Annotated in this window: 16 protein-coding genes; 10 read left to right on the forward strand and 6 right to left on the reverse strand. The window is 60.9% G+C overall.

What is annotated here, in order from left to right:
- Positions 1-8 precede the first annotated feature (8 nt).
- Positions 9-389 carry a hypothetical protein gene (locus tag FIV03_RS08180; RefSeq protein WP_077291518.1) on the forward strand — a complete coding sequence of 127 codons (381 nt, stop codon included), beginning with the start codon at positions 9-11 and terminating at the stop codon, positions 387-389.
- Positions 390-558: 169 nt separating this feature from the next.
- A complete protein-coding gene (locus FIV03_RS08185) occupies positions 559-948 on the forward strand; it encodes a hypothetical protein (protein ID WP_286202275.1) in 390 nt (129 codons plus the stop codon).
- Positions 949-1,020: 72 nt separating this feature from the next.
- Here FIV03_RS08185 and ggt read toward each other — a convergent pair whose 3' ends face one another.
- A complete protein-coding gene (ggt, locus tag FIV03_RS08190; protein WP_152509213.1) occupies positions 1,021-2,766 on the reverse strand; it encodes a gamma-glutamyltransferase in 1,746 nt (581 codons plus the stop codon).
- A 188-nt stretch (positions 2,767-2,954) separates the two neighbouring features.
- On the opposite strand from ggt, the gene FIV03_RS08195 reads away from it, so the two are divergent.
- A complete protein-coding gene (locus FIV03_RS08195) occupies positions 2,955-3,320 on the forward strand; it encodes a c-type cytochrome (RefSeq protein ID WP_228148098.1) in 366 nt (121 codons plus the stop codon).
- A gap of 117 nt (positions 3,321-3,437) precedes the next feature.
- Here FIV03_RS08195 and FIV03_RS08200 read toward each other — a convergent pair whose 3' ends face one another.
- The gene (locus tag FIV03_RS08200; RefSeq protein WP_152509214.1) at positions 3,438-4,409 is read right to left on the reverse strand and encodes an endonuclease/exonuclease/phosphatase family protein; all 972 of its coding nucleotides are present in this window, start codon (positions 4,407-4,409) and stop codon (positions 3,438-3,440) included.
- A gap of 109 nt (positions 4,410-4,518) precedes the next feature.
- Between FIV03_RS08200 and FIV03_RS08205 the strand changes: the two genes are divergently transcribed.
- The 3 genes from FIV03_RS08205 to FIV03_RS08215 all read left to right on the forward strand — a co-directional run bounded on the left by FIV03_RS08205 (position 4,519) and on the right by FIV03_RS08215 (position 7,876).
- On the forward strand, positions 4,519-4,917 hold the full coding sequence (locus FIV03_RS08205; RefSeq protein ID WP_152509215.1) for a YchJ family metal-binding protein: 399 nt from the start codon (positions 4,519-4,521) through the stop codon (positions 4,915-4,917).
- Positions 4,918-5,346: 429 nt separating this feature from the next.
- Positions 5,347-6,768, forward strand: coding sequence for a lipopolysaccharide biosynthesis protein (locus tag FIV03_RS08210; protein WP_209009904.1), 1,422 nt, complete (start codon positions 5,347-5,349; stop codon positions 6,766-6,768).
- Positions 6,758-7,876, forward strand: coding sequence for a GNAT family N-acetyltransferase (locus FIV03_RS08215; protein WP_152509216.1), 1,119 nt, complete (start codon positions 6,758-6,760; stop codon positions 7,874-7,876). Before FIV03_RS08210 ends, FIV03_RS08215 begins: the two co-directional genes overlap by 11 nt.
- A gap of 12 nt (positions 7,877-7,888) precedes the next feature.
- Here FIV03_RS08215 and FIV03_RS08220 read toward each other — a convergent pair whose 3' ends face one another.
- Positions 7,889-9,517, reverse strand: coding sequence for an AMP-binding protein (locus tag FIV03_RS08220; RefSeq protein ID WP_152509217.1), 1,629 nt, complete (start codon positions 9,515-9,517; stop codon positions 7,889-7,891).
- Between the two features lie 413 nt (positions 9,518-9,930).
- On the opposite strand from FIV03_RS08220, the gene FIV03_RS08225 reads away from it, so the two are divergent.
- Positions 9,931-11,937 carry a methyl-accepting chemotaxis protein gene (locus FIV03_RS08225; RefSeq protein WP_209009905.1) on the forward strand — a complete coding sequence of 669 codons (2,007 nt, stop codon included), beginning with the start codon at positions 9,931-9,933 and terminating at the stop codon, positions 11,935-11,937.
- Positions 11,938-12,023: 86 nt separating this feature from the next.
- Here FIV03_RS08225 and xerD read toward each other — a convergent pair whose 3' ends face one another.
- A complete protein-coding gene (gene xerD, locus FIV03_RS08230; protein WP_152509218.1) occupies positions 12,024-12,947 on the reverse strand; it encodes a site-specific tyrosine recombinase XerD in 924 nt (307 codons plus the stop codon).
- A gap of 65 nt (positions 12,948-13,012) precedes the next feature.
- Positions 13,013-13,156, reverse strand: a complete 144-nt coding sequence (locus FIV03_RS31535; protein ID WP_167579543.1) for a hypothetical protein — start codon at positions 13,154-13,156, stop codon at positions 13,013-13,015.
- Positions 13,157-13,313: 157 nt separating this feature from the next.
- Here FIV03_RS31535 and FIV03_RS08235 point away from each other — a divergent pair, with 157 nt between their 5' ends.
- Genes FIV03_RS08235 through FIV03_RS08245 form a run of 3 tightly spaced genes read left to right on the forward strand, consistent with a single transcriptional unit; the run spans position 13,314 to position 16,465 of the window.
- Positions 13,314-13,961 carry a shikimate kinase gene (locus tag FIV03_RS08235; RefSeq protein WP_023002799.1) on the forward strand — a complete coding sequence of 216 codons (648 nt, stop codon included), beginning with the start codon at positions 13,314-13,316 and terminating at the stop codon, positions 13,959-13,961.
- Positions 13,962-13,979: 18 nt separating this feature from the next.
- Positions 13,980-15,128 (forward strand): 3-dehydroquinate synthase, encoded by a 1,149-nt coding sequence (gene aroB, locus FIV03_RS08240; protein WP_152509219.1) that lies wholly within the window; start codon positions 13,980-13,982, stop codon positions 15,126-15,128.
- Positions 15,125-16,465, forward strand: coding sequence for an HlyC/CorC family transporter (locus FIV03_RS08245; protein WP_023002801.1), 1,341 nt, complete (start codon positions 15,125-15,127; stop codon positions 16,463-16,465). Before aroB ends, FIV03_RS08245 begins: the two co-directional genes overlap by 4 nt.
- An 87-nt stretch (positions 16,466-16,552) precedes the next feature.
- Here FIV03_RS08245 and FIV03_RS08250 read toward each other — a convergent pair whose 3' ends face one another.
- Positions 16,553-16,852 (reverse strand): BolA family protein, encoded by a 300-nt coding sequence (locus FIV03_RS08250; RefSeq protein WP_152505312.1) that lies wholly within the window; start codon positions 16,850-16,852, stop codon positions 16,553-16,555.
- Positions 16,853-17,025: the final 173 nt, after the last annotated feature.

Raw genomic sequence — 17,025 nt, forward strand, 5'->3', positions numbered from 1 at the left:
GTAGTGAAATGAATGGTCTATTGCTTGCAGCTGCGGGCCTTTCGGCTGCCGTCTGCCTGCTGCATACATTCGCAGGGGGACGGGCGATTGCCGTACCGTTGCTGAAAGCGTCGGATCTGCACCCGGTGCCGAAATATGTCGCCTATTACTGCTGGCATATCGTGACAATCGTTCTGGCAATGATTGCCGTCATGTTTGCCGTCGCAGGTGTGCGGGCTGAAAGCCTCGATCTTGGCTTGGTGGCGACCGTGTTGACAGCTTCTTTCTGTCTGCTGGGCCTTGCGGTGCCACCGCTGAAGAAGCAGAAATACAGCCAGATGCCGCAGGGCTGGCTGTTTCTGCCGATTGTCCTGCTGGGTGGTCTTGGTATTCTGGGCGGAGTGAGTTGACCTGAGGAAGCGTTTCGGAAAATCGGACTGGCTTGATCTCGGTCTGACGCAGCTTGCAAAGGATGGGCCGGCGGGACTGACCGTCGAGGCTCTCTGCACCGCAGCAGACCGCACGCGTGGCTCGTTCTATCACCATTTTCAGGATCACGGGGCATTCGTCGAAGCCCTGATGCTTGCCTGGAAACAGCGGCACACGCTCGACATTGCCGAACAGACGATGGCCGAAAAAGGGGATCTGCGGGCGCAGAAGCTGTCGGATCTTGCCAATCGCCTGGACCACCGGCTGGAGCAGGCCGTGCGCCAATTCGCGCAATCGGACCTTCGGGCGCAGGAGATTGTTCGGGACGTCGATGATTTGCGAACCGGGTTTGTCGCGCAGCTCTACGAAGCCGAAGGGATGGAGCCTGCGCTTGCAGCAGATGTTGCCAAAATCGAATACGCGGCTTTTGTCGGCAGCCAGATTGTCTGGCCGGATATGCCGGTAGATGAGCGTGTTGCCCTCGATCGGCGGTTTGCGCAGCTGGTTGCAATGGCGACAGAAACAGGGTCGAGAAAATAACTCTCGACCAGAGAGGCAAAAAAATCCGGGCGCTCGAAGCGCGCCCGGGGTAATGCGTAGGCTGTTGGTGCCTCAGTAGCCGGCGGAAAGCGCGCCGGGGCGGCGCGGGTCGGAAGCCCCCGCCAGAATACCGTCAACCAGCATGATCGACTGAGTCGACCCCATGGCGTTCTTGACTTCCACCTTGTGCCCCCGGGCTTCCAGCAAGCGGATCGTGTCCGGAGAAAGACCTTCCTCGATGCGGATTTCATCCGGCAGCCACTGATTGTGGATGCGCGGAGCAGCCGTCGCTTCTGCGATGTTCATGCCGTGATCGACGACGTTGAGGATGATCTGCAGCGTGGTGGTGATGATACGGCTGCCGCCGGGCGAACCAGTGGCAAGGAACAGCTTGCCGTCCTTGAATACCAACGTCGGGCTCATGGACGAAAGTGGCCGCTTGCCGCCCTCGACAGCGTTGGCCGTTCCACCGATGAGGCCATAGGCGTTGGGTACGCCGGGCTTTGCGGAGAAGTCGTCCAGTTCATTGTTGAGCAAGACACCTGTGCCGTCGGCTGTCAGGCCAACGCCGTAGGAGAAGTTCAGCGTGTAGGTGTTGGAAACCGCATTGCCGTCCTTGTCGACAACGGAATAATGCGTGGTCTGGTTGCTTTCATAGGGGAAAGGATCGCCGGGCTTCACCTCTTCGGAAGGCGTTGCCATTTCCATCTTGATGGATTTCACCAGTTCAGCGGCATAAGCCGGATCGGTCAAACCCTTTACCGGAACATCGACAAAATCCGGGTCGCCCAGATACTTGGAGCGGTCCGCGTAGGCGCGCCGCATGGTTTCTGCCATCACGTGGATGCTGTCGGCGGAATTCGGACCATATTCGGCAAGTGGATAGCCCTGCAGCATGTTGAGGATCTGCACGATGTGCACGCCGCCGGAAGACGGAGGGGGCATCGATGCGATTTGATAGCCGTGGTAGCTGCCCACGACGGGGTCTCGCCAGACCGGTTTGTATCCGGCAAGGTCTTCCTTGGTCATGCCGCCTCCGGAGGCAGTCACTTTCTGTGCGATCTTTTCGGCAACTTCACCGGTGTAGAACCCGGCTGCGCCCTTGTCGGCGATCAGTTTCAGTGTTGCGGCAAGATCCGTCTGCTTGAGTGTCTCGCCCGGTACGAACGGCAGGCCGCCGGTCTTGTAGAAGATCGCGGCGGTGGCCGGGTCCTGAAGAAGGCGTTTTGCGGATGCGGTCAGCGATGCCGCGAGATCCGGTGTCACTTCGATGCCGTTTTCCGCAAGGCCAATGGCAGGTGCGACCAGCTCTGCCCAGGTCAGCTTGCCGCTGCCGTGTTTTTCAAAGGCCTCGGCAAAGCCGGCGACCGTGCCCGGCACACCGACAGCAAGACCGGAAAAGCGGGATTTCTGGTTATCGGGTTCGCCGTCTTCTCCCAGGAACATGTCCTTGAAGGCTGCGGCAGGTGCCATTTCCCGATAGTCGAGCGCCTTGGTGTCGCCGCTGTCCGCCAGGTGGATCATCATGAAACCACCGCCCCCCAGATTGCCGGCGCGCGGCAGCGTGACGGCAAGCGCGAAGCCGGTGGCAATGGCGGCATCGACTGCGTTGCCTCCTTTCTTCAGGATGTCGACACCGACGCGGCTTGCAACGGCTTCCTGGCTGGCAACCATGCCGTTCTGCGCCGTTTCCGGCTGGAAGCGGTCCTTCAGAGAATAGATCGGCGAATCCTGCGCCGAGAGAGGTGCCGCGATGCCGACAACAAGGGCGGTCGCCAGGGAGACCGCGGCAAAGCTGGATTTGAGAAGATGTTTCATGTGTCTCTCCGGTCGCCTGGATGGCGGGAGTTGGCAAGTGGTGGGTAGGACGCGCAACGGGCGTGGCGCTCTGTCCGACAACTTTAAGTCGTTCTTGATTCAGCGCAAGGCTAGATGATCAGATAGGCTGCAGTCTTGAAGGGACAAGCTGCACGAGGGCCAGAACGCGACTGGTTGAAGGAGGATTCATGAGCAGGGCTATTGCCGTTTCGAAACCGCGTCTCCATTCGGGTGTGCGATCATTCCTGGGTGGGGCCACCCTGATTGCTGTCGCCGCCCTCTCCGGTGCGAGTGCTGCCGAGGCAGGCGATGCTGCTGCCGGCAAAGCGCTGGCGCTGCAATGGTGCTCTGCCTGCCACCTCGTGTCTGAAGACCAGGATCGCGCCTCCAGTGCGTCGCTGCCAAGCTTTTACGACATTGCGAAGGATCCCGGCTGGACGGAAGAAAAACTTGCGACCTTCCTTGCCGATCCCCATCCGCAAATGCCGAACATGACCCTCGGCAACATCGAAATCGCCAATCTCGCCAGCTACATCGAATCCCTTGCACCCTGAGGTTCTTCGCTACACCAGACCTCGTTGCAAGGGGGCAGAAGCCCGTCCTTCGAGACGGCACACGCGTGCCTCGTCAGGACGTGGTCTAGGGGTACCGCAAGATTTGCCATTGGTCCCTTAAAACTCGAAATCGGCCAGCATCGCGGCGTGGAAGGATCCGGCATAGGCGTCTTCATCCGCGTCGAAGACTTCATCCGGCAGGCCGACATTGAACACCTTGAAGTCAACCGTCCGGTGGGCGACGGATGCGCTGGCCAGAATGTGGTCCAGAGCCTGTCCCTTGCCCTTGTGAATGACGGTCTGGCGCTTTTCCGGCGGCAATGAAGCGTCAAGCTGGTAGAGGCGGCGCGCGGCAAGTTGCGGCGAGCAGGTGTCGTCCGGGTCCGCGCGCAGCAGCCTCAAGGTTCCGGTTTCCCCGGTCGCGTTGAAATCTCCCGCCAGGACGATCTGGCTATCCTCGCTTGCATCGAAAAGGTCCTCCACGGCAAGGCGCAGTTCGAGTGCCTGGGCGGTCTGTTTCAACACTGATAGCTGATACCCTTCCGCCCAAGCGGAAACGGATGTCCACGTCCGGTCCTCTGCCTTGCCGCCGCGAATCATTGCGGCGATAGGCGCCCGCAGATGAACGCAGAAGACGTGCAGGGGGCGGTCGGTGCCGATGTCGATTTCCACCTGCAGAACGGGCCGGTCGAACAGGATCGTCTGCGGGCTGTGATAGGCCGGTACAGCGGTTTTAGGCTGCCAGTGTGGCGGGTGGGCATGTGCCTGGTAGAGGCTTAAGCACCTGGTTATCGGAAAGCGAGAGAGAACCACCAGATTATGGCGGTCGCCCGGACCCTTTCCGGAAGGTCGTTCGCTGGTTGCCAGGTGAAATTTCTCGTACGGCGTTCCCTCCAGAAGAAGTTCCAGCGCCTGGAACTGCCGTGCTGAGACACCTTTCCGTTTCTGCGCGTTGACTTCCTGCAGACAAAGAATGTCGGCCTCAAGCTCCAGAATCTTTGGCCGAAGCGCGTCCAGCCGGGGTGTCAGTGCGTCCGGATCATGCCGGTCCGCACCAAAGGATTCCATGTTGAAAGTGGCAAGTCTCATTCAGCAGGCCCGAAGCTGGAAAGCGTACCTGAAACCATAGCCGCGCATCGGGCCAAGTGGTAGAGAGCGCTGATGCAGGAATAGGCCGACCAAAGACGGGGAGAGGCGAATGAGCGGAGAGGAATGCCCCTGTGGCAGTGGCAAGGGATTCGATCTGTGCTGTGAACCTTATCTTGCCGGAAAGGCCCTGCCCGAAACCGCAGAGGCCTTGATGCGTTCGCGTTACAGTGCTTACGTCCGGCAACTCATTCCGTATCTGAAGGAAACACTCTGGCCGAAATATCAGCCGAGTTTCGATGCGCAAGGCACCGCGCGCTGGGCGGCGGAAAGCCACTGGACGGGCCTCAGTGTGTTGGCCGCCGACAAGGGCGGGCCTGCCGACAGGGACGGCACCGTTCTTTTTGAGGCAAAATACCTGTCCGCCGGCAAGCTTCACGTGCACCGCGAACTGAGCCGTTTCCGCAAGAAAAGCGGTCGCTGGTATTATGTGGAGGCCGTGCCGGAATAGGTCGGCTGGCTGTCTTCATTTTTGACTTTGAAAAAATCGTCCGGTCCCTGCGATTGGCGGCGGGAGCAGGGACCGGACCAATTTGCAGATAGAAGGGGAGGCAGCCCTCAACATCCGCAACAAGGAGATCGGGAAAGCCCGCGGCAGGGTCAGCCGAGGGTGGTCGACAGGGTCGAATCGAATCTCGTTCTCTATTTGTTCTCATTAGCATGATTCCCGGTGCCGGTGTCAAGCAGGCAAGCTGTCCTCATGGATGTCCGAACACTGAGAACGGAATTGTCAGGATGGAAGGTAAAATCAACGTCTTGACCAACTTTCCGTCGTCCTCACACATCTGTGAAACGTTGCTGGCTGCGTTTGACTGATCGCCATAGAATATTAAGTCACTCATGTCACAAATACGGAAGAGTACTCATAAGGGACCCCTACGTGCGTTTTTCCGCCAACTCCTGGACCAAGCGTTTGCAAGGCATCGCCTCGCCTCTGGGATTGGGCAAAGGTGCTGATCAGATCCTGGAGTTCCTGAAGGGAAGTGGAAGCGAACGGCACGCTGCGGGCCGGATGGCGGTATCGACCTTTGCGGTGCGGATCGCCGGTGCAGCGCTCGCCTATCTGTCGCAAATCGTGCTCGCGCGCCTGTTGGGGGCGCATGACTATGGCCTCTATTCGGTTGCCTGGACCTTCGTGATCGTTCTGGGTGTCATGGCCTGCGGCGGCTTTTCCACCTCCGCCAGCAGGTTCATCCCGCAGTATCTGCAGAACCGGGATATGGCGCGCCTGCGCGGGTTCTTGCGAACAAGCCGGCAAATGGCGTTTTTTCTCGGGGGAGCAGCGGCGGTCATCGGTATCGGCTGTCTATCCCTGTTCCGCCCGCTTATTGATACCTCCTATTTCCAGCCCTTGTCGGTCGTCCTGCTGGCGCTGCCCTTCTTTGCCTTCGGACTGGTGCAGGACGGTATCGCGCGCAGCTACGACTGGTCGTCGCTGGCAATGCTGCCAACCTATATCTGGCGGCCGCTGGCGATCCTGTTCCTGCTGGTCGGTGCCGTTCTGGCCGGGTTTCGGCCCGATGCGCTGACAGCCGCCATCGTGGCTGTCGTGGCAACGGCGCTGGTCGCGCTTTACCAGTTCCTGCATCTTCGCAGGCGGCTGGGCCCCCGCGTTCCGAAGGGGCCGTACAAGGTCGAGTTCAGATCCTGGCTGGCGGTGTCCATGCCGATGCTGATGGTCGACGGTTTCCTGCAGCTGATCACCAGTGCTGACGTGATCATGGTGAGTTTCTTTCAGGATCCGGACGAGGTTGCGGTCTATTTCGCCGCATCCAGAACCCTGGCACTGGTGCATTTTGTCTATTTTGCCGTAAGGGCCGCCTCCGCGCATCGCTTCTCCAGCTACACCCACAATCAGGATCTTTCGGGGCTCGCCGGTTACATGCGGCAGGCAACTCTCTGGACCTTCTGGCCGTCTGTGGCCGCAGGCGTGGGGCTGCTTCTGATCGCGCCGCTTCTGCTTGCTCTTTTCGGCAGCGACTTTGAAAGCGGCTACGAATTGATCGCCCTCCTGATGATCGGTGTGCTTGCACGCGCATCCGTCGGTCCGGCCGACGCCCTCCTGACGATGACAGGGCACCAGAACACCTGCGCCGGCATTTATGCCGGGACGTTTGTTCTCAATGTCGTCCTCAATCTTGTTCTGATCCCGCTGCTCGGCCTTGCCGGAGCGGCCATTGCCACAAGTCTTGCGATCCTTTTTGAGGCCACTGCCCTTGCGGTTGTGGCAAAACGGAAGCTCAATATCACGACGTTCGTTTTGCCCCTGCTTTTCGCCAGGAACCGTCCGGTTGACCAATGATACGCTCTCTTCCGTGCAGCTCGAGGTCTTGTCTCTCGATCCGTTGAGCGCCGCCATACCGCTTGACGACTGGCAGGCGCTTTGTGCGGCTGCCCTCAGTCCGAACCCCTTCTTTGGCCCGGATTTCCTTTGTCCGTTTCTGGAAAAGATGAGCAAACAGGCGGTACGACTTGTCGTGGTCCGGGAGCAGCCGGGTGGCCGCTGGCTGGTGGCGGCTCCCGTCGGCCGACGTCGTTTTGGATTGGCCGTTGCGGTCAACACCACCTGGGCAACCGAATACGCACCGCTCGGAACACCGCTGATCCACCCGGACGCAAGTGCCGAGGCAATTGCCGCTTTCATCAATGCCGCTCGAGAGCCCGGGAATGTGCTCGCCATCCCCTATCTGCCGCTGCATTCTCAGTCGGCAACACGCTTGAGGGCTGTGGGCGCGGGAAAGAAGTCTGTTCTGGCGAAGTCCTTCCGGGCGAGCCACGGCGCCGGAGCCACAGGCAAGTCACAACTTGCCGAGGCTGACAGCGGCAAGAGGCGCAAGGAAATGCGCCGGCTGATGCGCAGGTTGGGTGACCATGGCAAGACCAGCTTCCGCAGTCTGTCCGGATCTGATGCCATTGCCGGGTTCGAAGCCTTTCTGGAGCTCGAGGCCTCCGGCTGGAAGGGCCGGTCCGGAACCGCGCTGGGCAGCCAGTTCGGGACGGCGGACTTTGCCCGCACGGCCGTCGCCAATCTGGCAAGTCGAAACGGGGTCCGGATCGATCAGCTCTGGTCGGGACAGACACTGGTTGCCGCCCTGGTGCTGTTTCGGCAGTCCGGCAAGGTGTATTCCTGGAAGATCGCCTTTGACGAGGAGTTTGCCCGCTATTCTCCCGGAGCCCAGATCGCGCTGCAGGCCTTGAAGATCAATCTGGCCATTCCTGGCTTCAGGGGAACGGATTCCCTGGCCATTCCCGGGCATTCGATGATCGAGCCCTTGTGGCGGGGCCGGCTGGAAACCGGCACGATGCTTTTTGCCGATGGCCTGAAGCGGTCGATATGCAAGACGGATCTGAAGCTTGAACAAGCCCTGCGCCGAGGCGCACGGGCGCTGAAAAAGCGCCTGCGCTCCTGAAACAGGAGAAGGCTAGCCTTCGACGCTCTCGAGATCCCGCAATTTCCGGCGAATGATCTTGCCGGTGGTGGTCATGGGCAACGAGGTGACGAATTCGATTTCCCGCGGATATTCATGGGCCGACAGACGTTCGCGGACGAAAGTGCGGATATCGTTTTCCAGAGCCGCGCTTTTTTCCGCGCCCGGCTTCAGGACGATGAAGGCCTTGACGATTTCCGTGCGCAGCGGATCCGGTTTGCCGACAGCCGCGGCAAGCGCGATCGACGGATGCTTCAGCAGACAATCCTCGATCTCGCCGGGGCCGATCCGGTAGCTTGCCGAGGTGATGATGTCGTCGTCGCGGCCAACGAAATGGACATAGCCATCCTCGTCCATCAGGCCCTGGTCGCCGGTGATCATCCAGTCTCCGATGAACTTCTCCCGCGTCGCCTCCGGCTTGTTCCAGTATTCCAGGAACATTACCGGGTCCGGCCGGCGGATGGCGATCTGGCCGAGGGTTTCAGCCGGCAGCTCATTGCCTTCATCATCGATGATCGCAACCTGATGGCCAGGCGTTGCCTTGCCGATGGCGCCAGAGCGGCTGACGCCAAGTGCGGCCGCAGAACCGAGCACTGCGTTACATTCCGTCTGGCCATAGAATTCATTGACGTTGAAGCCGAATTCCGCAGCGAACCAGTCATAGGTTTCCCTGCCGAGGGATTCTCCCGCAGAGCCGACGCTGCGCCAGGTGAGGTCGAAGCGCTCGGACGGACGCTCCAAAGCGCGCAGCATCTTCAAAGCCGTCGGTGGAATGAAGGCATTGCGGATCTTTTGTCTTTCAAGAAGATGGAAGGCAAATTCCGGGTCGAACTTGCGAGACGCGTGGCAGACCACCGGCACACCGAGAGAAAGAGCCGGGAACAGCGCATTCAGCAAGCCGCCTGCCCAGGCCCAGTCCGCGGGCGTCCAGAGCAAGTCACCTTCACGGCCAAGGAAATTCTGCGAAAGCTCGATGCCAGGCATATGGCCGAGCAGCACCCGGTGGCCATGCAACACGCCCTTGGGCTGCCCCGTGGTGCCGGACGTGTAGATCATCAAAGCCGGATCGTCGGGTGTGGTCGCAAGGGTCCGGTAGGTGTCGGACGCCTTGTCCAGCAGATCGTCAAACCCGAACACGCCGGTTTCCGGTCCGTCGACCGAGATCACCAGATCGAGGCCGGGCAGGTCGGACCGGATTTCCGCAAGCTTTGCCAGGCCGGCCGTGTCAGTCACCAGAACGCGGGCGCCGGAATCTGAGAGCCGGTAGCGGAGCGCTTCCAGTCCGAACAGGGCTGCCAGAGGCACCGCAATTGCACCGGTCTTGTAGGCCGCCAGATGTGCGATGGCGGTTTGTGGGATCTGCGGCAGAAGCAGGGCAACCCGGTCGCCGCGGTTGAGCCCGAGGCCTTCAAGGGCGTTGGCAAGGCGATTGGCCGACCGGTTCAGCGCAAGATGGCTCCAGTCCCGGCACGAACCGTTCTCGAGAACCTGACGGATCGCGAGGCGCTCCGGGTCTCTTGCAGCCCATTCATCGCTGACGGCTGCGGCCATGTTGTAGGTTGCGGGCCGAGGCCAGCGGAATGTCTCTCTCAGCGCGTCGTAGTTGCCAGTAGGCTGCAGCATTTCAGAGCGTCCGGTGCTTCAATTTTGAGCAGCGGAGTGTAGGGCGGTCATTGCTGCAGCGCAATAGAGCCGAAATCCATCCTTTGAAAGCAGCGATGAAATCCTTAACCGGACTTCTGAAACAGGCCGGCAAGCGTGGCTGGAATAAAATCTTATACTGTCATTATTCCTTATAAATTATCGATTGTCCGAGTGTGTCAGCCAAGCGCGATGGTCCGGAAATTGTTAACGCCTGCCTGCGTGAAACATGGGCATGGCACCACGATCCCAGTTGGCCTGTGACTGCGATTTTGTGGTGAGAAAATCAGCATCCGGTAGCAACGTATTCACTAATAAATGCGAGGTTTCCTTAACTTATGAGGATCAAAATCCCGCCAGGATAAAAAATAGTCCGGCTGGGGACCTGTAGATCCATGAAGATGTTTGGGCAGTCCGCGCTCGCTCGTGTCGGCGCGCTTTCCGTGAAACTGAAAATCCTTTCTCTGAGCCTTCTGACCGCAATCGGCATGTTGTCGATCGGCGGGGTGTTCTGGTGGAGCCAGAACGAGGTGGCCGGAGCCTTCAACAAGCTTGATCAAAGCGCGGGACTGGCACGCAGCGTCGCTGATCTTTCAGATATTGCGAACGGCATGCGCAACATCGGCAAGGGCTACCTGGCGCGGCCGGAGGAAAAGGACCACGAACTTTTCGAGGCCAAGCTCGGTGAGGCGCATGGGGTTCTGGATGACATCTCCGCCAAGCCTGTTGCCGCAGCCTTCAATGCGGAGATCGCAGACGTTCGCGACACGCTTGACGGGGCGTCGGGTGCCTTTTCGTCGCTCAATACCGTTCAGCGGGAAATCGGCTTCAATTCCGAAACAGGCCTTCGAGCAACGCTCAGCGAAAACGCCGACGAGGTGCTGAAGCGCCTGAAGAAGGAAATGCGCTTCGGTGGCGGTCCGGACTTCGAGAAGATGGTCACCACCATGCTCGATGTTCAGTTGTCGGAAAAGAAATTCATTCTCGACCGCAACGACGTTGCCCTCGGCAACTTCGAGGTGGCATTCGGTCGGTATGAGCGCCTGTTGAAGAAGGCTTATCTGCCGAACGAGATCAAGGAAGACGTCGGCTCCAAGATGGCGGTCTACCGGGAAGCGTTCGACGCCTACACGGCGGCGGTGGCCGAAAAGGACAAGTCGATCGAACTTCTGGAAACACTGTTCGATCTGGTGCCGCCACGTCTGGAAGCGCTCAACAATGCCGCGCGCGACGCCGAACTGGCAGCCGAGCAGGATCTTGAAACCGTCCGGGCTTACTCGACCCTTGCCGTTGTCAGCGTGATCGCCGCTTTCCTGGTATCCGGCGTCCTGGCCGGAATGCTCATCGGCCGGTCCATCGCCAATCCGCTTTCGCGTCTCCAGAACGCCATGGAAGAACTGGCGTCCGGGCATGTGGACGTCAATCTGCCGGCCGCCAAAGGCAGTGTCGAAATCGCCGCCATGGCGCGCACCGTTTCCGTTTTTCAGGATAATGCCGTCGAACGGCAGCGCCTCGCGGCCGCATCGGAAGAAGAAAACGCGCAGCGCGATGCCCGTGTGGCCCGTCTTGAATCGCTGATCGCCAATTTCGAGGCAACGGTCGGGCAGGCTCTGGAAAGTCTCGACCGGTCGACCTCTGACCTGACGCAGACCTCTGCCGCCGTCGAAGCCGCGGCGGACGATGTTGCCCAGCAGGCGGACCGGGCCGGCAACGCCGTGCGGGTGGCTGCTGAAAACGTCAACTCGGCGGCATCGGCCAGTGAGGAACTGGCGGCGTCCATCAACGAGATCTCCAACCAGGCGTCAAACTCCACGACGGTGGCCAAGAAGGCGGTTGCCAGCGCGGAAGGCACGTCCCAGACCATGGGGCAACTGTCCCGCGCGGCCGACCGGATCGGCGAAGTCATGGGGCTGATCCGCGATATTGCCAATCAGACCAACCTCCTGGCGCTCAATGCTACCATCGAGGCTGCCCGGGCAGGCGAGGCCGGCAAGGGCTTTGCGGTCGTGGCCGCCGAAGTGAAGCAGCTTGCGGACCAGACCTCGCGTGCGACGGAAGATATCGCCAGCCAGGTGGAAGCAATCCAGATGTCGTCCAGCCATGCGCTTGAAGCGATCGATGAGGTGACCGGTATCATCTCCGAAATGGAAGGCCTGGCCTCGGCCGTGGCATCGGCCGTCATCCAGCAGGATGCCGCGGTTCAGTCCATCGCCAAGAACGTGGTCGATGCCTCGACCCGCTCGCATGAAGGGGCCGAATGCATGACCGCGGTCGGCTCCGCCACCGAACACGCCCGGGCAACCGGCGGCGAGGTCGAGCAGCTGGCAACGTCGCTGTCCGAACAGGCAGCCCTTATCCGCAGCGAGATCTCCAACTTTCTTTCCGGTGTTCGCGCGGCCTGACCGCGCGATAACACGACGAACAAGGCCAGCCTTCCCTCAGGAGGGCTGGTTTTTTGTCTTTCGCGAGGTTGTGGCTGAGGAAAGAATTACTTCGTCGCAAGGGGATGGGCGCTTTCCACCAGTTCGCGCAGGCGCTCGTCCAGGACGTGGGTGTAGATCTGCGTCGTGGAAATGTCCGCATGGCCCAGCAACTGCTGCACCACTCTGAGGTCGGCACCGTTCTGCAACAGGTGGGAAGCGAATGCGTGGCGCAGCACGTGCGGGGAAATCTTGCCGGCATCGAGACCGGCGGCGACGGCAAGGTCCTTCAGGTCCCGTGCAAAATGCTGGCGCGTCAGATGTCCGCTGTCGCCGTGGGAGGGAAACAGCCACGGGCTTTTTTCGTACGCTCCTTCGGCGGCACGCAGACCGACGTAGTCCTTCATGGCAGCCTGGGCTGCGCGGGACAGCGGCACCAGCCGCTCCTTGCCGCCCTTGCCCCTGATTTCGATCAGGCGGGCGTCCCGGAGCGCAGCGGTAACCGGCAGGGCAACCAGTTCCGAAACGCGCAGGCCGGTCGCATAAAGCACTTCGATAAGTGTGTACATGCGCTGCGTACGCAAGCGTGCCGCCGCGCTTTTCTGGGGCTTTTCGGTTTCCGCCCTGGCGGTTTCGATCAACCTGTCGACGTCTTCCATCGACAGCACCTTGGGCAGGCTCGCGCGCTTCTTCGGGGCGGACAATGTGCGGGTCGGGTCGTCTTCCCGGGAGCCTTCTGCGTAAAGGAACTTGTAGAACTGCTTCAGCGCGGACAGGCGTCTTGCCTGCGAGGTCTCGGCAAATCCGCGCCGGTTGAGATCGCCCAGGTAGGCCGAAATGTCTTCGGATTGCGCTGATGCAAGCATCTTTCGGCCTAGGAAGCCTGAAAAATCCTCCAGGTCGCGGCGGTATCCGGCCAGCGTGTTTTCTGCCGCGCCGCGTTCGGCGGCCAGCATTTCGAGGAAGTTTTCAAGATCGAAACCGGTTGCCATTGCGTATGCCTTCGCAAAGGACCTGAAACTTGTCCCGTTGATGACCCGCCGTTTGAAAGCGTGTGCTAGCGGCCGAAGCCGTCTTTCTTCACCCTAACCTCGATTTCCCGTTCACGCGGATCGACAAGGTTGGCCAGGGAGTAGATCGCGCCATAACCGAGCGCGCCGAGCAGCAGCAGCACGAGCAACAGGCGGGTCAGGGTCGGCACGTCGGCTGTCTCCAGGTCAGGGCGTCGGTCCGCTCACGGGCAAGCGAATCGGATAGGCGATTGTTTCAACAAGGCGGGGGCGCATGCAAGGCAAAGCAGCAGTCCGGCAGGCGGAGTTCCCCCGTGTCTTTTTTGACGAATATGCTAAAACGCCGCCATGACAGAACACGACAAGGCGCGGTCTTCCGAAGGAGGATCCGCGGAGACAGACGTAAAACCCGTTGATCTGGCCCGCCTGGTAGCTGCCCTGGGGCATCGGTCCATCGTTCTGGTGGGAATCATGGGCTGTGGCAAGTCGACCGTCGGCAAGCGGCTGGCGCACCGGCTGGGCCTTGAATTTGTCGACGCCGATACCGAAATCGAGCGCGCGGCCAACATGAGCGTGGCGGAAATATTCGCCGAACACGGCGAGCCTTATTTTCGCAGCGGTGAAGAACGGGTGATCGCCCGTCTTCTGCGTGAAGGACCGCAGGTGCTGGCAACGGGCGGCGGCGCTTTCATGAGCGAGGCAACGCGGGCGGAGATCGCCGAGCTTGGCCTGTCCATCTGGTTGAAAGTCGATTTCGACACGGTCATGGCACGGGTCCGGCGCAGATCCACGCGTCCGCTGCTGCAGAACCCCGATCCCGAGGGAACGATGCGCAAGCTGATGGCTGACCGCGAGCCCGTCTATGCCAAGGCGGCCCTGACGGTCACCTCCAAGGACGTTCCGCATGAGGCGGTGGTCGATCAGATCGTCGCCACCCTTGCGGATCACCTGTTCGAACGCGAGGCCACCAGCGCCGCGCAAACATCAATGACCTGATTTTAGAAGCGTGACGGCATGGTAGACACGGTAGTGGCAAAAGCATTGTTGGGCCGGGACGAGAAGATCGTCCGGGTCGATCTTGGCGCGCGCAGTTACGACATCAAGATCGGTCGGGGGCTGCTTGAAGGAGCGGGAGCGGAAATCGCCGCTGTTATGCCCGGCGCGCGTCTTGCGGTCGTTGCCGATGAAACCGTTGCGGGCCTTCATCTGAAGGCTTTTTCGCAGAGCCTCAAGGCCGCCGGTCTGGAGCACACCGCCATCACGGTGCCGGCAGGCGAAAGCACCAAATGCTTCCGTGAATTCGAGCGCCTGTGCGACGAGGTTCTGGCCGCCCGGCTGGAGCGCGGCGACGCGGTCGTCGCCCTTGGCGGCGGTGTCGTCGGTGACCTGACGGGCTTTGTCGCCTCGGCCGTGCGTCGTGGCATGGCCTTCATCCAGGTGCCGACCACGCTTCTTGCCCAGGTCGACAGTTCCGTCGGCGGCAAGACCGGCATCAATTCACGTCATGGCAAGAACCTGATCGGCGCTTTCCACCAGCCCGCCCTGGTGCTGGCCGATACCGCCATTCTGGATACGCTGCCGCTGCGCGACTTCCGCGCCGGTTATGCGGAAGTCGCCAAATACGGGCTCCTGGGTGATGCGGATTTCTTCGCCTGGCTGGAGACCAACTGGCAGGCGGTCTTTGCAGGTGGCGCGGAGCGGGACGAGGCCGTCGCAAGGTCCTGTCAGGCAAAGGCGGATGTGGTTGCTGCCGACGAGCTGGAATCCGGCCGCAGGGCGCTGCTCAATCTGGGTCACACGTTCGGCCACGCGCTTGAATCGGCGGTCGCCTACGAGACCGAGCGTCTGGTCCATGGCGAAGGCGTTTCCATCGGCATGATGCTGGCACATGAATTCTCTCAGCGCCTCGGCCTGATCGGCGAGGACACCGTCGAACGTGTCCACAAGCATCTGAGCGATGTCGGCCTGCCTGTGCGGGTGCAGGACATCCCCGGTCAACTGCCGCCGGCTGAAACGCTCATGGATATCATTGCACAGGACAAGAAGGTCAGCCGGGGGGCGCTGACCTTCATTCTGACGCGCGGTATCGGCGAAGCCTTTGTCGAAAAAGGCGTCGATCCCGCAGTGGTGTCTGACTTCCTGAAGGAGAAACTCGAGGCATGACGGAAACGGCTCTCTGGCTGGCGATTGTCGCCATCTTCGTTCTCCTGTTCCTGTCCGGCTTCTTTTCCGGTTCGGAAACGGCGCTCACCGCCGCATCGCGCGCGCGCATGCACCAGATGGAAAAAACCGGCGACTGGCGCGCCCGGGTGGTCAGCCTGCTGATCGCCAACCGGGAACGTCTGATCGGCGCGCTGCTCCTGGGTAACAACCTGGTCAACATTCTGGCGTCTGCGCTGGCAACCAGTGTGTTCCTGTCCCTGTTCGGCGACGCTGGCGTTGCACTTGCCACCCTGGTGATGACCGCCCTCGTTCTGGTTTTTGCCGAAGTGCTGCCGAAGACCTGGGCCATTTCGAACCCGGAGCGGTTTGCGCTGGCGGTGGCGCCGATCGTGCGGTTCGTGGTGGCCGTGTTCGGCCCGATCGTGGTCGGGGTGGAGTGGATTGTCCGCAACATTCTGAAGCTGGTTGGCGTCAATATCGGCGACGACACCTCGATCCTGTCGCCGCACGAGGAACTGCGCGGCGCCGTCGATCTCCAGCATATCGAAGGTGGCCTGGAAAAGGGTGAGCGCGACCGCCTCGGTGGTTTGCTCGATCTTGCGGAACTGGAAGTCTCGGACGTGATGGTTCACCGCACCAACATGGTGGCGCTGAATGCGGACGATGCGCCGGACAAGCTGGTGAACGCGGCCCTGGCATCGCCCTATACCCGCCTGCCGCTCTGGCGCGGGGAGAGCGACAATTTCGTCGGCGTGCTGCATGCCAAGGATCTGCTGCGTGCGTTGCAGGCTGCCGGTGGCGATGCTGCGAAGATCAACGTTCTGGATATCGCTGCCCCGGCCTGGTTCGTTCCCGACACGACTTCGCTTCAGGATCAGCTCAATGCATTCCTGCGGCACAAGTCCCATTTCGCGCTCGTGGTTGACGAGTATGGCGAGGTGATGGGCCTGGTCACGCTGGAAGACATTCTGGAAGAAATCGTCGGCGAGATCGCCGATGAGCACGACGTGGAGCTGGAAGGCCTGCGGCCGCAAGCCGATGGCTCGGTGATTGTCGACGGCTCGGTGCCGATTCGCGACCTCAACCGCGCTGCCGACTGGAGCCTGCCGGACGACGAGGCGACCACGATCGCCGGTCTGGTCATTCACGAAGCGCGGATGATCCCGGACGAGCGCCAGATCTTCACCTTCCACGGCTTCCGCTTCACGGTGCTGCGGCGGGAGAAGAACCGCATCACGCGGCTGCGCATCATGCCGCTTGGCCAGATTCCGGGCGTCAAGATGCCGGCCGGAGCTGCCCAGGCCGTTGCGGGCGCGGCTGCGAAAGCGGGCACCTGAGCCAAAAATCCACCCGGTTTCAAAGGCCGGGTGGGACTACTTAGGTTGATTGGGGCTGGTCTGAAGACCAGCAAAAAGGCGAGCCTGTCAGCCGCCCGAAACCCGGGCCGCGCGGGGATCCGGTTCGCTGTCGGCGCGAATTTCCAGCGCCAGGGCGTGCACACCGCCGGCAATTTCATCTGCAAGCAGGTCGTTGATCGCCCGATGCCTTGCCACGCGGTTCATGCCTTCGAAAGCGGCTGCGGCGATCTGTACCCGGAAGTGGGTTTCGCCGCCCTCGCGCCAGCCACCGTGGCCCCTGTGCTTTTCCGACTCGTCGATGACGTTCAGAAAAGACGGCGAGAAGGCTGCGGAGAGTTTGTCGGTGATCGTCTGCTTTGTGCTCATGTGTCTCACTTGGCGTAGCTGTTTTCGAAGTTCAAGTCTTTCGTGGTCCGGCCCTGCCTGATACAGTGCCTGGCTCTTCGACTTTCGAAATCCGGTGCGGGGAAATTAACTTTGGATACCGGGACAATGCAACGGCCTGCGGCTTGCCCGTCGGCCCTCACACTTCAATATTT

Source organism: Labrenzia sp. THAF187b (assembly GCF_009363375.1).
GTDB classification, from domain to species: Bacteria; Pseudomonadota; Alphaproteobacteria; order Rhizobiales; family Stappiaceae; genus Roseibium; species Roseibium algicola.

Excerpts from the sequence above, each read along its gene's own strand:
- FIV03_RS08180 (WP_077291518.1), top strand. The coding sequence starts at position 9 with ATGAATGGTCTATTGCTTGCAGCTGCGGGCCTTTCGGCTGCCGTCTGC.
- FIV03_RS08185 (WP_286202275.1), top strand. The coding sequence starts at position 559 with ATGCTTGCCTGGAAACAGCGGCACACGCTCGACATTGCCGAACAGACG.
- ggt (WP_152509213.1), bottom strand. The coding sequence starts at position 2,766 with ATGAAACATCTTCTCAAATCCAGCTTTGCCGCGGTCTCCCTGGCGACC.
- FIV03_RS08195 (WP_228148098.1), top strand. The coding sequence starts at position 2,955 with ATGAGCAGGGCTATTGCCGTTTCGAAACCGCGTCTCCATTCGGGTGTG.
- FIV03_RS08200 (WP_152509214.1), bottom strand. The coding sequence starts at position 4,409 with ATGAGACTTGCCACTTTCAACATGGAATCCTTTGGTGCGGACCGGCAT.
- FIV03_RS08205 (WP_152509215.1), top strand. The coding sequence starts at position 4,519 with ATGAGCGGAGAGGAATGCCCCTGTGGCAGTGGCAAGGGATTCGATCTG.
- FIV03_RS08220 (WP_152509217.1), bottom strand. The coding sequence starts at position 9,517 with ATGCTGCAGCCTACTGGCAACTACGACGCGCTGAGAGAGACATTCCGC.
- FIV03_RS08225 (WP_209009905.1), top strand. The coding sequence starts at position 9,931 with ATGAAGATGTTTGGGCAGTCCGCGCTCGCTCGTGTCGGCGCGCTTTCC.
- xerD (WP_152509218.1), bottom strand. The coding sequence starts at position 12,947 with ATGGCAACCGGTTTCGATCTTGAAAACTTCCTCGAAATGCTGGCCGCC.
- FIV03_RS08235 (WP_023002799.1), top strand. The coding sequence starts at position 13,314 with ATGACAGAACACGACAAGGCGCGGTCTTCCGAAGGAGGATCCGCGGAG.
- aroB (WP_152509219.1), top strand. The coding sequence starts at position 13,980 with ATGGTAGACACGGTAGTGGCAAAAGCATTGTTGGGCCGGGACGAGAAG.
- FIV03_RS08245 (WP_023002801.1), top strand. The coding sequence starts at position 15,125 with ATGACGGAAACGGCTCTCTGGCTGGCGATTGTCGCCATCTTCGTTCTC.
- FIV03_RS08250 (WP_152505312.1), bottom strand. The coding sequence starts at position 16,852 with ATGAGCACAAAGCAGACGATCACCGACAAACTCTCCGCAGCCTTCTCG.